Annotated in this window: 12 protein-coding genes and 1 tRNA gene; 5 read left to right on the forward strand and 8 right to left on the reverse strand. The window is 72.6% G+C overall.

The features are described from left to right. The first annotated feature begins 58 nt into the window (after positions 1 to 58). Both ACZCAH_RS07560 and ACZCAH_RS07565 read left to right on the forward strand, forming a co-directional pair. Positions 59 to 1441, forward strand: a complete 1383-nt coding sequence (locus tag ACZCAH_RS07560) for a TrkH family potassium uptake protein (protein ID WP_464340478.1) — start codon at positions 59 to 61, stop codon at positions 1439 to 1441. 104 nt (positions 1442 to 1545) lie between these two features. Then, positions 1546 to 2211, forward strand: coding sequence for a potassium channel family protein (locus tag ACZCAH_RS07565; RefSeq protein ID WP_329747411.1), 666 nt, complete (start codon positions 1546 to 1548; stop codon positions 2209 to 2211). Positions 2212 to 2467: 256 nt separating this feature from the next. Here the strand turns inward: ACZCAH_RS07565 and proC are convergent, their stop codons facing one another. The 5 genes from proC to ACZCAH_RS07590 all read right to left on the reverse strand — a co-directional run bounded on the left by proC (position 2468) and on the right by ACZCAH_RS07590 (position 9966). Continuing rightward, positions 2468 to 3307, reverse strand: a complete 840-nt coding sequence (gene proC / locus ACZCAH_RS07570) for a pyrroline-5-carboxylate reductase (RefSeq protein WP_464340479.1) — start codon at positions 3305 to 3307, stop codon at positions 2468 to 2470. A gap of 55 nt (positions 3308 to 3362) precedes the next feature. Continuing rightward, positions 3363 to 4310, reverse strand: a complete 948-nt coding sequence (locus ACZCAH_RS07575) for a DUF368 domain-containing protein (protein WP_464340480.1) — start codon at positions 4308 to 4310, stop codon at positions 3363 to 3365. Positions 4311 to 4424: 114 nt separating this feature from the next. Next, entirely contained in the window at positions 4425 to 4637 is a 213-nt protein-coding gene (locus tag ACZCAH_RS07580) for a hypothetical protein (RefSeq protein ID WP_464340481.1), read from the reverse strand. Then, positions 4634 to 9130, reverse strand: coding sequence for a hypothetical protein (locus tag ACZCAH_RS07585; protein WP_464340482.1), 4497 nt, complete (start codon positions 9128 to 9130; stop codon positions 4634 to 4636). Before ACZCAH_RS07585 ends, ACZCAH_RS07580 begins: the two co-directional genes overlap by 4 nt. A 26-nt stretch (positions 9131 to 9156) precedes the next feature. Beyond that, entirely contained in the window at positions 9157 to 9966 is an 810-nt protein-coding gene (locus tag ACZCAH_RS07590; RefSeq protein WP_464340515.1) for a DeoR/GlpR family DNA-binding transcription regulator, read from the reverse strand. 171 nt (positions 9967 to 10137) lie between these two features. Between ACZCAH_RS07590 and ACZCAH_RS07595 the strand changes: the two genes are divergently transcribed. Continuing rightward, the gene (locus tag ACZCAH_RS07595; RefSeq protein ID WP_464340483.1) at positions 10138 to 10311 is read left to right on the forward strand and encodes an antitoxin; all 174 of its coding nucleotides are present in this window, start codon (positions 10138 to 10140) and stop codon (positions 10309 to 10311) included. Between the two features lie 107 nt (positions 10312 to 10418). Here the strand turns inward: ACZCAH_RS07595 and ACZCAH_RS07600 are convergent, their stop codons facing one another. Beyond that, positions 10419 to 11069, reverse strand: coding sequence for a copper resistance CopC family protein (locus tag ACZCAH_RS07600; protein WP_464340484.1), 651 nt, complete (start codon positions 11067 to 11069; stop codon positions 10419 to 10421). Continuing rightward, complete coding sequence (locus ACZCAH_RS07605) at positions 11066 to 12451, reverse strand: nitrilase-related carbon-nitrogen hydrolase (protein ID WP_464340485.1); 1386 nt, start codon at positions 12449 to 12451, stop codon at positions 11066 to 11068. The genes ACZCAH_RS07600 and ACZCAH_RS07605 overlap by 4 nt, the downstream gene beginning before the upstream one ends. Before the next feature lie 77 nt (positions 12452 to 12528). Between ACZCAH_RS07605 and ACZCAH_RS07610 the strand changes: the two genes are divergently transcribed. Then, positions 12529 to 12601, forward strand: a tRNA-Arg gene (locus tag ACZCAH_RS07610). A 25-nt stretch (positions 12602 to 12626) separates the two neighbouring features. On the opposite strand, the gene ACZCAH_RS07615 is transcribed toward ACZCAH_RS07610, so the two are convergent. Further along, complete coding sequence (locus tag ACZCAH_RS07615; protein WP_464340516.1) at positions 12627 to 13628, reverse strand: tyrosine-type recombinase/integrase; 1002 nt, start codon at positions 13626 to 13628, stop codon at positions 12627 to 12629. Here ACZCAH_RS07615 and ACZCAH_RS07620 point away from each other — a divergent pair. Further along, positions 13537 to 14133 carry a hypothetical protein gene (locus ACZCAH_RS07620; protein ID WP_464340518.1) on the forward strand — a complete coding sequence of 199 codons (597 nt, stop codon included), beginning with the start codon at positions 13537 to 13539 and terminating at the stop codon, positions 14131 to 14133. The two genes, ACZCAH_RS07615 and ACZCAH_RS07620, sit on opposite strands and share 92 nt — an antisense overlap. Positions 14134 to 14219 lie beyond the last annotated feature (86 nt).

Raw genomic sequence — 14219 nt, forward strand, 5'->3', positions numbered from 1 at the left:
CGGACGCGAGCCGGGGACAGGACCGGGGACATGATGAGCCGGGGCAGGAAGGGGAACGATGGACGAGCGCTGGTCCCGCCGTGCCCCCGTCTCCAAGTGGCGCATCTACCTGCGGGCCCTCACCAAGGCGACCCCCGCGCGCATCGCTCTCGGGGTGTTCACGCTGATGATCGCGGTCTTCACGGTGCTGCTGTCATTGCCCGCCGCGACGGCCGACGGCAGCCGCACCCCCTTCGTCGACGCCCTGTTCACGGCGGTCTCGGCGATCTGCGTGACCGGTCTGACCACCGTCGACACGGGCGTGCACTGGTCGCGCTTCGGCCTGGTCGTGATCATGGTCGCGGTGAAGCTCGGCGGCCTCGGCCTGCTGACCCTCGCGTCCCTGCTGAGCCTCTCCGTGCTGCACCGCCTGGGGCTCGCGCAGCGGATGATCACCGCGCAGGAGACCCGCGCCGAGCGCCTCGCCGAGGTCGGCGGCGTGCTCCGGGTCATCCTCATCACCTCGACGAGCTTCGAGATCGCGACCTTCCTCGCCCTGACCCCGTACATGTTCATCACCGAGCACGGGGTGGGCGAGTCCCTCTTCCTCGGCGCCTTCTACGCGATCAGCGCCTTCAACAACGCCGGCTTCGTGCCGGAGGCGGCCGGCACCTCGCAGTACCTCGGCGATCCGTTCTTCTCGATCCCGATCGCGCTCGCGGTGTTCGTGGGCTCCCTCGGCTTCCCCGTGATCATGGTGGTGGTCAAGAAGCTGCGCACCCCGCGGCGCTGGAGCCTGCACGCGAAGCTCACCCTGACCACCACCGCGGCGCTGTTCGTGCTCGCCTGGGCGGCCTACCTCGCGCTCGAGTGGGCGAACCCGGCGACGCTCGGCCCTCACGGCATCGGCACCAAGATCCTCGCCTCGGGTTTCACCGCGGTGATGCCGCGCTCGGGCGGCCTCGCGACCGTGGACGTCGGCCAGATGACGGGCGAGTCCCGTCTGCTGACGGATCTGCTGATGTTCATCGGCGGCGGCTCCGGATCGACCGCGGGCGGTATCCGCGTGACCACCTTCGCGCTGCTGGTGCTGTCGATCTGGGCGGAGGTCCGGGGCAACCCTGACGTCGAGGCCTTCGGCCGGCGCATCCCGCAGGAGACCATCCGCCAAGCGATCGGCGTGCTCGTGATGAGCTCGGCGGTGGTCTTCCTCGCGACCTTCCTCCTGCTGCGGATGACGGCCTTCACCCTCGACCAGACGCTCTTCGAGGCGCTCTCCGCCTTCGGCACGGTGGGCCTGTCCACGGGGATCACCCCGCATCTGCCCACCGAGGCCAAGGTCGTGATCATCGCCTGCATGTACGTGGGACGTCTCGGGCCGATGACCCTCGGCGCGGCGCTCGCCCTGCGCCACCGCACCCGCATGCTGCAGCTCCCGCTCGAGCGCCCGATCGTCGGCTGAGGCGCAGCGTCGGCGAGGGCCGATCAGTGCTCGCCGCAGCGGGCCTAGACTGTGCCCGCCCGGTCCCGTCCGCTGCGGACCGAGCACCGCATCGAGGAGGAGACATGGCACGCACCGCCCGCGACGAGGGCGTCCTGGTGATCGGGCTCGGACGCTTCGGGGCCGCGATCGCGCTGACCCTCGAGAAGCTCGGCACGCAGGTCCTCGCCATCGACGAGAACGAGGAGCTGGTCCAGAAGTACTCCGGCCAGCTGACGCACGTGGTCCGCGCCGACGCCACCCAGCCCGAGGTGCTCGACCAGGTGGGTGCCGGCGACTTCTCCCTCGCCGTGGTGGGGGTGGGCACCTCCATCGAGGCGAGCGTCCTGATCGCCGCGAACCTGGTGGACCTCGGCAAGCCAGTGATCTGGGCGAAGGCGATCTCCGCCGCGCACGGTCGGATCCTGCAGCGCATCGGCGCGCACCACGTGGTCTACCCCGAGGCCGATGCCGGCAAGCGCGTCGCCCACCTCGTCAACGGCCGGCTCATGGACTTCATCGAGTTCGACGACGGCTTCGCGATCGTCAAGATGCGGCCCCCGCGCGAGGTGCAGGGCATGACCCTCGCCGAGTCCGACATCCGCGCCAAGCACGGCGTCACCGTGGTGGGCGTGAAGTCCCCGGGCAAGGACTTCACCTACGCGGTGCCGGAGACCATGGTCGCCGCGCACGACGTCATCATCGTCTCGGGCGACACCCACCTCATCGAGAGGTTCTCCAACCGCCCCTAGGGGGTACGGGTCGTGGCCCGGTGGACGCTGACGGGAGGCGCCCCCGGGGTCCTGCCCTCGGGTCCGTCCCGGCTTCGGCCCCGGGCCCGCTCTCGTGCACGCTGTCGTGCCCAGGCCGTGCCTGCGGACCCCACGCCCCCACCCCCGTGCGGTGACCGCTACGTCATGTGCGGCTGTGTTCCACCGAGGGAACACAGCCTCACATGACGTGCCAGGAACCCACGCGAGCGTGGGGTGTGGGGTGCCGCGCAGGGACTCAGCCGGCGGTCATCGCCCGGGAGGCCTCGGCGGAGGCGGCCATCGCGGCCGCGACCCCGGCGCGCACGCCCTCCCGCTCGAGCGCGGCGAGGCCCTGCACCGTCGTGCCGCCCGGGCTCGAGACGCCGTTCTTCGCGACGGCCGGGTGCATCCCGCTTTCCGTCAGCATCGTGGCGGCGCCGCGCACCGTCTGCTGCACGAGGGTGGCGGCGAGATCGCGCTTCAGGCCCAGGCGCACGCCCTCGTCGGTCATCGCCTCGATGATCGCGAAGACGAAGGCGGACAGCGAACCGGCCGCGCCGATGAAGGCGTGGACCTGGTCCTCCGTGATGTCGACCGCGACGCCGGCGCGGGAGAACAGGGCATGGAGCAGCTCGTGCTGCGCGTCGGTGACGGCACTGCCGCGCATGAGGCCCACGACCCCCTCCCCCACCGAGATCGGGGTGTTCGGCATGGCGCGAGCCGCCGCGGCACCGGCGGGCAGGGTCTCCTCGATCTGCGCGAGGGTCACGCCCGCGGCGAGGGAGAGCACGATCGCGCCCGTCGGCAGGTCCTCGCGCAGCTCGGCGACGAGGTCGAGGATCTGGTAGGGCTTCACGCCGAGCACGACGACGTCGGCCCCGCGCACGGCCTCGGTGCGGGAGGCGGCGGCGGTCGCTCCGAGCTCCTCGGCGGCACGCTCGCTGCTCGCCGTGCTCGAGTTCGCGACCAGCAGATGCTCGGGGCCCACGCCCGCGTCGAGCAGGGTGCGGCCGACGGGCCCGCCCATGTTCCCGGCGCCGATGAGGGCGACGCGGACGGAGGAGAGGTCGATGGTCCCGGTGCTCGTATCAGTCATCCCGCCAGCGTACGGCGCGTGACGCGGATCAGCTCCCGCCGTCCCGGATGCCCGGTCACGACCGGGCGGTGACGGCCCCGGCCCGGGCGGCGATGCGGGACTCGACGACAACGAGCACCTGGACGGCCACGGCACCGCCGGCGGCGAGGAGCAGCAGCAGCGGCCAGTCCGAGCTCGGCCGCTGCAGGGCGCCCGAAGCGTCCTGCCACGGCCAGAGGCTGCGCAGGGCACCGATCATGACGCCGGCGAGCACCACCATGGTGCCGCGGCGATGGCGGGTCAACAGGGTGCGCATGACCCTCACGATGACGACGAGGCCCACGAGGGCCCAGAGGGCGAACCAGGCGAGGTATCCGAGATCTCGCTGGTCCACGGCCTGCAGGGTGGGCTGGTACAGGCCGACGCTCAGCAGCAGGAAGGACCCCGAGACCCCGGGCAGCACGAGCGCGCACACGGCGATCGCAGCGGCGGGTGCCACCACCCACGGGCTCGGCTCGAGGGAGGTCGAGGGCAGAGAGGTCAGCAGCAGCCCGCCGATCGCGCCGAGGCCGAACAGCCCGACCTCCGCTCCGCGCCACGCTCCGCCGGAGAGGCGCACCGGCACCAGCACGGAGCCGGCGACGAGCCCGAGGAACAGCGCGCGCATCGTCTCGGGATGCTCCTCGACGAGTCCCGCCACGGGGCCGGCGACGGTGAAAACGGCCGCGGCCATCCCGACCACGAGCGGGAGCAGGAGCAGCCAGTTCACGCCGCGCAGCTGCTCCCGCACCGCGGCGGTGCGGTCCGGACCGGTCACCAGGCGCCGCCCGGCGACGGCGATCCGGTGGCCTGCATCGATCAGCTCGTCATAAATCCCGGTGACGAGGGCGACGGTTCCGCCGCTGACGCCGGGGACGGTCTCGACCAGGCCGATCAGCGCACCCCGCAGGAGGTTCCCCAACGGGTTGCGGTGGCGAGAGGGAGCGATGTCGGCGGGCGCGGCAGCAGGGGCGGTGTCCGTCATGAGTCCAGCCTACGGAGCGGGGATCCGCCTCCCCTGCCGGACGCAGCGGCGAGTGACCGACTCCGCGCTCGCGTTCTCGGATCGGGCGTGGCCCTCGGGCCCCTCCCCGCCGGTTCAGCGGCCGCGACCCCAGTGCGGGGGCACGTCGCCCGCGAGACGGGCGTCGTTGGACTCGTCGGCCCCAGGTTCGGGGGCGTCCTCGGCGAGGCGATCAGGCAGCACCTTCGGTGCCTCGCCGCGTGCGGCGGCGGGGGCGGGCCCGTCCCGCTCCTCCCAGTCGATCGGCTTCCCGGTCACGGAGGAGATGACGACCCGCCTCCCGCTCACTGCCGCTCCTGGTAGCGGCGGATCGCGCTGGAGACGGAGACGTCCAGCAGCACCGAGCGCTGCTCGAAGCCGAGGAAGCTTCGCACCTCGGTAGCCAGGTGCTCCTCGAGCCGGGCCCGGCCGTCGGAGCAGATGTACTCGACCACCGCGTCGAGGTCCTCGCTCGAGTAGAAGGACAACGGGTGACCGGCGGGGATCTGCGGTCGCGGCAGACGGTGGCGGATCGTGCCGACACCCTGCGGGGATCCCGTGTGCTCCTCCTCCTGGACGAGGCGCAGCGCCCGCTCGACGGCCCGGCGGATCCGCTCCGCCTCGCCGTCGGGGTCGATGAACAGCGCCCAGGACCAGACCCGCTCGGTCGCCCAGCCGGCGGCCTCGAGGCGCTCGGCGCGGAGCCGGTCGCGCTCGCGCTGTCCCTCGGTGGCGACATAGCGGGCGCCGTCGGTGTCGACGGCGAGCAGCAGACGGCCGGGCATGTCGGGATGGCCGAGGGCCAGCTCGATCCGGTCCGCCGTAAGGCCGAAGTCGCGCTCGACCTGCAGACCCAGGCGCCACAGGCGGTCGGCGAGATCGCGCACGAGGGCGTCGGTCTCGAGGGTCCTCGGGGCGACGGGGTCTCCGGCGGCGGGATCCTCGGAGCCGGAGCCCTCGGCGCCGGAGTCCTCGGAATCCAGGGAGCCCTCGGCGGCCGACGGCTGCTCCGCGGAGTCCCCACTCTCACCGGCCGACGCGGCCGGCGCGGGAGTGGAGCCCGTCGTCGTGTCGATGTCCGTCGTCGCGTCGGAGTCCGTGGTCGCCGGGGAGTCCGGGGCCGCGTCGGCCCCCTCCCCGAGGGCGGCGGCGATCGCGGCGTCGAGGTCGTCGTCCTCGGCCGAGAGCGCCGCGGCCTGCGCCTGCCCGTCGGCCCGAGCCTGCCCGTCGGCGCCGGACTCCTCACCGGAGGCGGCGAGGGCGGTGACATGCGGGGTCACCTCCACATCGGGCCCGCCGCGCAGCACCCAGAGCAGGGCGCGGAGGTCCCTCGCTCCGTCACTGCGCAGGCGTCCGAGGTCGAGGTCCTCGAGGTCGAGGGAGGAGACGACGGTGGTGCGGCCGCGGGCCCGGGTGATCACCGTGGCGAGCGCCTTGCGGCCGCCGGGCTCCGAGAGCGGGCCGAAACGGTGCAGCACACGGCCGTGCGGGGTCTTGCCGAAGCCGACGGAGACGATGATGTCGTCGCGCACGATCGAGGTCGCCTGCGCGACCGGCAGCACCGTGAAGACCTCGCGAGCGCCCGGGTCGAAGTACTCGCGCAGCGCCGGGATCACCGAGACGGTGTTCATGATCCGCTCCATGAGCCGGCGGGCATGCGTCTGGGTGAAGGTGAGAACGGCGAGGGAGCGCTCAGGGCGGGTGCGGGCATGCTCGATGACGAGATCGGTGACCCGGCGCAGCTCGGCCTCGGTGCTCTCGACGTACTCCATCGACTCGGTGACCGGGCCGCGCCCGTTCTCCACCAGCACCAGCCGGTCGGGCTCGGGGGCGATCGGCCGCGGCACGGCGACCACCGCGCCGCTCAGGGCGCGGCGCTGGGCGAAGGCCCGCAGCCCCTCGGCGGCGGGCCGGGGATCGCGGCGCAGCTCGACGTGCGGGGCGATGCGCAGCATGTCGTCGAGCAGGCTCGAGGAGGAGTCCTCGCCGTACTCGAGCGGGTCGCCGACCACGACGGTCTGCTCGGCGCGGACGATCGAGGGCAGGGCCGCGGCGGTCGGCAGCCGGCCGCCGTCGGCGACGATGAGCACGTCGAAGTGGCGGCCGCGCGGGATCACCTGCGGCACGAGATACGGCGAGGCGAGCCAGGCGGGACGCGCCTGGAAGAGGATGTCCTCGTACTTCGCGGCGAGGTCCCGGATGGAGACGGTCGAGGAGCGGGCGAGCTCCGCGATCGCGGCCCGGGAGGTGTCCGGGTAGGCCTTCATCGTCGCCACCCGCGCCTCATCGGCGGCGGCGTGGACGCGCGAGGCGGACTCCCGCAGATACGCGGCGTCGAGGCGGCGGAAGCGCTCGGCGACCTGCGACAGCGAGGTGCCGTCGTACTGGGAGATGGTGGGCTCGGCGCCGGCGATCAGCTCGAGGACGCTGCGCCACCACGCGAGCTCCAGCTCGGCGCCGACCTGCTCGGCCGGGACGCGGCGGGTGCGGAGATCCTCGACCAGCTCGCCGAGGCCGTCGAAGGACAGCCGGCGCAGCAGCTCGGTGCGGCGCGGCAGCGACTCGAGGTCCCCGCGGTCGGCGTGCAGGGCCTCCGCGCGGCGCTCGAGCTCGTCGAGGTCCGCGCGCGGCAGGTCCGCTCCCGCGGGCGTGCCGTCCAGGAGCACGGCCAGCTCGTCGAGCACCCGCTGGGCGTCCTGGGCGGCGCGATGGGCGGCGTCGAGATCCGCGGGCAGGGCCGGGGTGCCGTTGCCGGTCAGCGCGTCGCGGCTCCAGGCATCGGCGACGGCGCGCGCCTCGACGAGATCGCGGTGGAGGTCCGGGGACACGGAGGCGGGACGCTGCAAGGCCGCTGCCTCGCGGCGCAGGCGGCGGCGCACGCCGAAGCCCATGCTCACCCCGTGCTCGACCCGCCAGGACTTCTCGGCGGTCGCGGCCACGAGATCGGCGAGCGGTGCGCGGAACACGGCGGCCTGGAAGCCGGAGAGCAGGGCCCGCACCCGGTCCAGCAGGGCCAGGCGGGACTGGAGCTGCTCGAGGGTGCTCGGCTCGCGCAGTCCCAGGTGCTCCCCGCACGCGGGGCACGCGCGGCGCAGCCGGGGCAGCACCTCGTCGCGCCACTGCTCGAGCAGCTCGCGGGCCCGCTCCGCCTGGGTGTCGGAGCTGATCGGCGCCCCGTACCAGGCGGTCTCCTCGGGGCCGGTGCTGAGCACGCCCACCTCGGCGGCCTCGCGCAGCTGGGCGGTGAACCGCTCCCGCTCCTCGCCGACCATCGACGCGGCGACGTCGGAGCGCAGCCGCACCGCGGTGCGGGGGGCGGGGCGCAGCCGGGTGAGGGCGGCGAGGGCGGAGATCGCGTCGTGCGCGGAAGCCTGCCACGGCTCCTGCACGCGATGCATCGCCTCGACGTGCCCGGCGAGGATCTCGCGGGTCTCGGCGAGCTCGGCGGGGGCCTCCGCCTCGGGACCGAGGCCGTGGGAGCCGGCCTGGCGCAGGCTGCGCAGCAGGGCCGCGGAGGCGTTGCGCTGCAGGGCCGGGTCCGGGGAGAGGTCGAAGACCAGCTCCTCGAGGCCGCGGGACTGGGCGAGCTCGAGCAGGCGGGTCAGGTTGCGGCGGCGTTCAGAGACGATCAGCACGCTGCGGCCCCGCGCGTTGAGCTCCTCGGCGAGGTCGACGACCAGGTCGAGGGAGGCCGCGCCGGGCGGGGCGGCGACCGCGAGGTCCTGGCCGGCGAGGACCCGCTCGAGGACGGCGAGGTGGTCGGGCTCGACGGCGGCGACGAGCTCCTGCTCGTCGACCGCGGGCACGTCGCTCTCCGCGTCGCCGCGCACGACGGACCGCGCCTCGAGGTCGCCGGAGAGCGCGGCGACCAGCGGCGAGGCGGCCCAGTCGGTGCGATCCGCGGCGAGGTCCTCGGCGACGGAGCCGGCGGCGTCCATGAGGTTGCCGACCACGAGCGCATGGGTGATGCGGAAACCGGGCAGCGGCTGGCCGAGGGCGCGGAAGGCGTCCAGGACCGGGTTCGGGTCGAAACCGTGGGCGCCGTCGGTCGTGGCGAGCAGCGCGCGGGCGTCGACCGCGACCCCGGCCTCGCGCAGGGAGCGGAGCAGCACGGGGTTCAGGTCCGCGGTCGCGTCGACCTCGAGATCGACGTCCTCGCGGGCGTTGCCGCGCAGGCGCAGCGTGAGAGGGCGGACCAGCACGGGGGCATGGATCGGGGCCGAGCCGTCGGCCGGCAGCCAGGTCGCCTCGCCGATGCCGAGATGGCAGGTGGTCAGACCCACGTCCTCCGCGTGCCGCTCGGCGATCTCGCGGATCGTGCGGGCGTGGGCGCGGGCGTCGGCGAGCGCGCCGACCTCGCGCACCAGGGAGGACAGGCGCGTCGGCCCGCGACCGGCGAGGAGCTGGGCGAGGCCCGAGGGGTGCGAGTGGGTGAGGTCCAGGACGGTGGGCCCGGCCCGCATCTGGGTGAGGAACGAGGGGGCGGTCCCGCCACCGGTGATCTCCTGGGTCCAGCGGTCCAGGGCATCGGCGACGCGGTCCTCCCGGCTTAGTGGACGGTGCTCGCGCCGCTGCTGGAGGAGGTCCTCCTCGTCCTGCTCGGGGGCGATGCCGGCGCCGACCTCCTCGAGGTGTCGCGCGACGACCAGCTCATAGGCCGGGGAGGCCGGGGCGGTCCGGGCGGCCCGCTCCTCCGTGCGGGCGGCATCGTCCCGCCGGGCGGGCTCCGGGTCGGGGTTCTGCTCGACCTCCGCGGCCGGGTCGGGGAGGCGCTTCTTGCCGCGCAGGAGGTTCCACATCATGGGTCCCGAGGTTACCGGGGCGCGGCTCAGACCTCGTGGAGCCGCACCGAGTGCTCGGCGAGATGCTCGCGCAGCTCCTCGGTGATCTCCCCGGCGATGACCAGGTCCGTCAGCACGGAGACGGGGCAGATCCCGGCGAGGGCGCGCTCGCCGATCTTGTCGGCCGTGGCGAGACCCACGACGCGCCGGGAGTGGCCGATCATGATCCGGGTGACGCCGGCCTCGGCCTCCGAGTGGCAGGTGAGCCCCGCCTGCACGTCCAGGCCGATGGTGCCGACGAACATGGTGTCCAGCCACAGGTCGCGCATGGTGGCGGTGGCGAGAGGACCGGTGAGCTCGAAGGAGTAGGGCTCGGCGACGCCGCCGAGGACGACGGTGCGCACGTGCGGGCGCAGCACCGCCTCGGTCGCGATGTTCAGCGCGGCGCAGACGACGGTGAGCCCGGGCATGCCGTCCCGGGAGTCGATGTCCGGCCGGGAGACGACGCGCCGCGCCGTCGAGGTGGTGGTGCGGCCACCGTTGAAGCCGATGGTCTGTCCGGCCTCGACGAGGCTCGCGGCCCGCTCCGCGATCCGCTCCCGGTCGCCGCCGGAGGTGTCGGTCGCCCGGGGACCGGTGGCGAGGGAGTAGGCGACGTCCACGGCGACGATCCCGCCGTGGGTGCGGCGGGCGAGCTGGGCCCGCTCCATCTCCACGAAGTCGCGGCGCACGGTGGACTCGCTGATGCCGAGCTCGCTCGCCACCTCGGCGACGCTGAGCCGCTTGAGCTCCGAGAGTCTCGCCAGGACATGGTCCCAGCGGGCGGAGCGGTCTTTGCCGACGGGGGCGCTGCGCATGGTCACGCAGTCAGTATTGCGCGGACGCCGCCCGGATCGCCGCCCGATGCGCACGTTCGATCACTCCGCGGCCGAGTTCCCAGGTCTCGTTTGTGTCACGATCGGGGCCGTCGTACGTTGGCGGCGTCGCCTCGAACCGGGGCGCTCCCGCTCAACGAAAGGATGTCCATCATGGGTTTCGATGACGCGCTGAACAAGGCCAAGGGTCTCGCCGAGGAGAACCCGGAGCAGGTCGAGCAGGCGCTCGACGCTGCCGGCGAGGAGATCAAGGAGCGCACCCCCGACAACGTCGACGGTCAGGTCGACGAGGGCGTGGAGGCCGCGAAGGACAAGTTCGGCCTCTGATCCCCGGATCCGCACTCAGCGAGGGCCCCGACGCGAACGCGTCGGGGCCTTCGCTCCGTCTCGGGGTCTGGGGATGTCGAGCTATCGAGGTGTCGTGCCGCGCCGGGTCAGGACTTCTTGCGGGTGGCGAGGGCGACGCCGACGCCGGCCGCGATCACGATGACCACGCCGATGCCGATCAGCAGCGGCGCCGGGAGGCCGCCGGAGCCCACCTGCTCCTCCGCGGCGGTCGCCTCGGACGTGGTCTCCGCGCTGGTCGGAGCGTCGGATCCGGCATCGCTCGCGGCGGGAGCCGTGGTCTTCTCCCCGGCGGTCTCGTCGCCGGCGCTGCCTCCGTCGCTCGGGGCGGGCTCGAGGTCGCCCGCGGCGGGGTCGTTCTCGACGGTGAGGGCGAGGGTGCCCTCGATGGGATGACCATCGGAGGAGACCACGCGCCACTGGATCTCGTACTCCCCGGCGGGCAGCGGCTCGGCGAGGTCGAGCACGGCGTCGTGGCCGTCGATGGTGGGCGTCTCCTCGAGCACGGTCTCCCCGTCGGCGTCGACGATCCGCACCACGGGGCTCACGTCGAGCAGGTCCGCCGAGTAGGTCAGGGTGATCTGCTCGGGCGAGGTCTCGACCGCCGCGCCGTCGGCCGGGTCGGAGGAGATGAGCGTGTCGTGGGCGCGGGCCGGAGCCGGCAGCAGCGAGAGCGCGGCGATCACGACCACGATGAGCAGGGGCAGCAGGACCTGGGGGCGACGGAGGGCGGTGTTCACCCCGGCAGGCTACCGCTGTGCTCCAGGACTGGCAGGGCCGCCCGGGCTGCGGCGACCTCGGTCAGATCCAGGTCTGTGACCAGCATCCCCTCCTCCCGGCCGAGCTCCTGGCGGACCTCGCCGAGGGGGCTGATGACGGCGCTGTGCCCCACCCCGCGAGCGGCCCGACCGGTGTAGGCGGGGTCGGGGGCCTGGTCGGCGGCGAGCAGGAGACTCGTGGAGTCGAGGGCCCGGGCGCGCAGCAGGAGGCGCAGCTGCTCGACCTTCCCCGGTCCCTCGGCCCAGGCGAGCGGCAGCAGGATCGCCTGGGCGCCGCGCCGGGCGAGGGCGGTGAACTGTTCGGGGAAGCGGACGTCGTAACAGGTGGCGAGGCCCAGCTGGGTGCCGCGCAGCTCGAGGGTGACGAGCTGGTCGCCGGGGGCGACGGTCTCGGACTCGCGGGCACCGAAGGCGTCGTAGAGGTGGATCTTGCGGTAGTCGACGTCCACGCCGTCGCCGCGGGCGATGAGCGTGTTGTGGACGCGACCGTCCGCGGTGGGGGTGAAAGAACCGGCGACGACCACGAGGCGATGCGCGGCGGCGAGGCGGCGGATCTCGTCCTCGAACTCCTCGTGACGGGCGAGGGCCGCCGCGCGCAGGTCGGTGCCGAAGGGGGTGAGCGTCGCCTCGGGCAGGAGCACCAGGTCGGCGCCCGCCTCGGCGGCGCGGCCGACGGCGGAGCGCACGCCCGTGAGGGTCCGCTCCGGGTCCTCGTGGACGGTGATCTGGGCGAGGGCGATCCGCGGCCCGGCGGCGGCCCGGGCCCGGTCCAGCTCGGCGGGGGTGTCGATGTCCTCCCCCTCGGCGCCGACGGGCTCCTCGCGCACGAGCTCGGTCTCGTCGAGCGCGGCATAGAGGCGGCGCAGGGGCAGGTCCGTCCAGGTGCCGTCGGCGCCCCGCACCTCCTCGAGGGCCGCCCGGAGCCGGGCGACGGGCCAGGCCGCGATCAGCAGGTCCAGGCAGTGGACGCGGCCGGTGCGGGCAGCGGCAGCGACGAGCCGGTCGAGGGTCTCGGCGCGCAGCAGCGGCAGGTCCCCGCCGAGGACGACCACCACGTGCTCGTCGCCCGTCTCCGCGGCGCCGCGGGCGAGGGCGGCGAGCGGGCCGGAACCGGCGGGCTCCTCCCGCACGAAGCGGGCGCCGAAGCGTTCGGCGAGGCGGGCCCCGTCGGCCTGTTCGGGACCGACGACGATCCGGGAGCCGACGGGCGCGGCCCGCAGCACCCGCTCGAGGGTGCTCGCCCCGCCCACCTCGGCGCGGGTCTTGTCGAGCCCGCCGTGACGGGCGGACGCACCGCCCGCGAGAATCACGGTGGCGGTGGGCACGTGCACGCGGCTCGACATGGGTCGATCCTGTCACGGAGCGCTACGATGACCGAGGCCTTCGGTCACGGGACGACATCCCGCGTCGGGACCGCAGCGCCTCCGTAGCTCAGGGGATAGAGCACCGCTCTCCTAAAGCGGGTGTCGCAGGTTCGAATCCTGCCGGGGGCACTTTTCTGATCAGCACGTTAACGAATCACCACAGCGGCTGACCTGCGTAGTCGGCCTCCTGTGACCCCCTGGTGACACCCGCCCTTCCGTTCACCAAGGCGAGCGCAGCTTTTTCCTCACTCCCGGCAACGTGGGTATAGCGCGAAGTCACCGCGAGCGAAGAGTGCCCCGCCCAGGTCCGGACCGTCGCCAGCGGCACCCCAGCACGCACCCACTCCGACACCGCGACGTGCCGAAGGTCGTACAGCCGCAGCTCCGGAGCGATCACGGACCAGTGCATGTCCCGCCGCATGTTCCGCGACGCGATCAAACCGCCGCCCGGCGCCGAGAACACCCGATCACGAGGGGCGAGGTCCGCGATGTGGTGTTCGAGGTCTTCCCGCACAGCAGCCGCCAGCGGGACGTATCGAGCCTGATGGTTCTTCACGTCCTTCTCCCTGTGTCCCTCCGGGAAGGACCGCAGCACCCGCAGCCGCCCGCCGGACACGTCCCGGACCCGCAGCGCCCGCATCTCTCCCGGCCGAGGCAAGGCCGTAGCTCCAACAATCCACAGAACCCGACGCACAGAACCCGTATGAGCGCCTGCGCTTAAACCATCTCCATAGCAGGTGCCTTCAAGCAAGGCACTTCCAAATGCACTCAAGTAGGCACACGTGCACCTGCCTCTGCCAGCACACACCCGCCGTGGTACCTTGCCCCGCGAGGGGCCGAGCCCAGGGGAGCACCTCACGCACCGTTGCCTTCGAGTGATGGCCCATACCAAAGGGGGATAGATGCATTTTGTAGTGCCACAGCTCAGTGAAGTCCTATTCGGCGCAGGATGGCTCGCACTGATCGGCGCCATCGGATTCGCGCTATTCAAGGGGTTCCGAAGTGGACGCGGCAAGACGGGTGGGGCAAACAAGTGAAATCGTCGCGCAGGCGCGCTGACCGCCTTGCTTATTGCGCTCATCATCGGGATCGGTTTCCCAGCGACCGCGACAGCTGAAACACCAGAGCAGAATGGGCTCGAAGCATACACGGACATTGAGCTCACCGAGCTCTTTGGCGATGCAGGTGTAGCCGAGAACGACATGGAAGGCCTCATCGCAAAAATCCGTTCCGGGGAGGTCCCGGAATCAATGCAGCCCGACAGCACGCCGGTCGAGGTGTCCACTGAGGAAGTGAAGGGCGGCTACGTTACCGTCTACCGCTACGCAGACGGGTCTGCCACAACAGTCACCTCGACCTCAGGAGAACAGGCGGACGATCCCAAGCCCGGCACGATTACGACCCAGGCAATCGCCGTCAAGGGAGTCGGATGCTCCTCGAAGAAGACTTCTGGCTCGACGACCACCTACACCGGGTGCAATGTTGAAGCTGCCTACTTGATTGGTACCGCCAAGTTCAAGTTTGACGGCAAGCGCTCTGGCGGTAAGTTCACAATCACGCGTGTTTACGGCGGTGGATGCAACTACTTGACTAAGTGCACAGGCGACACCCAGGCCCACTACATCCGATCCCTTGCCACGTGGCAGCTCGAGTCGCATTAGATCCACACAGCGTCAGTACGTTTGGCCGGTGAGAACTTTCCTTACTGACTCAAGGCGGCGGCTCCGCCGCCGCGGGGGGGGGGGGG

This window comes from Brachybacterium sp. B718/18 (assembly GCF_055454375.1).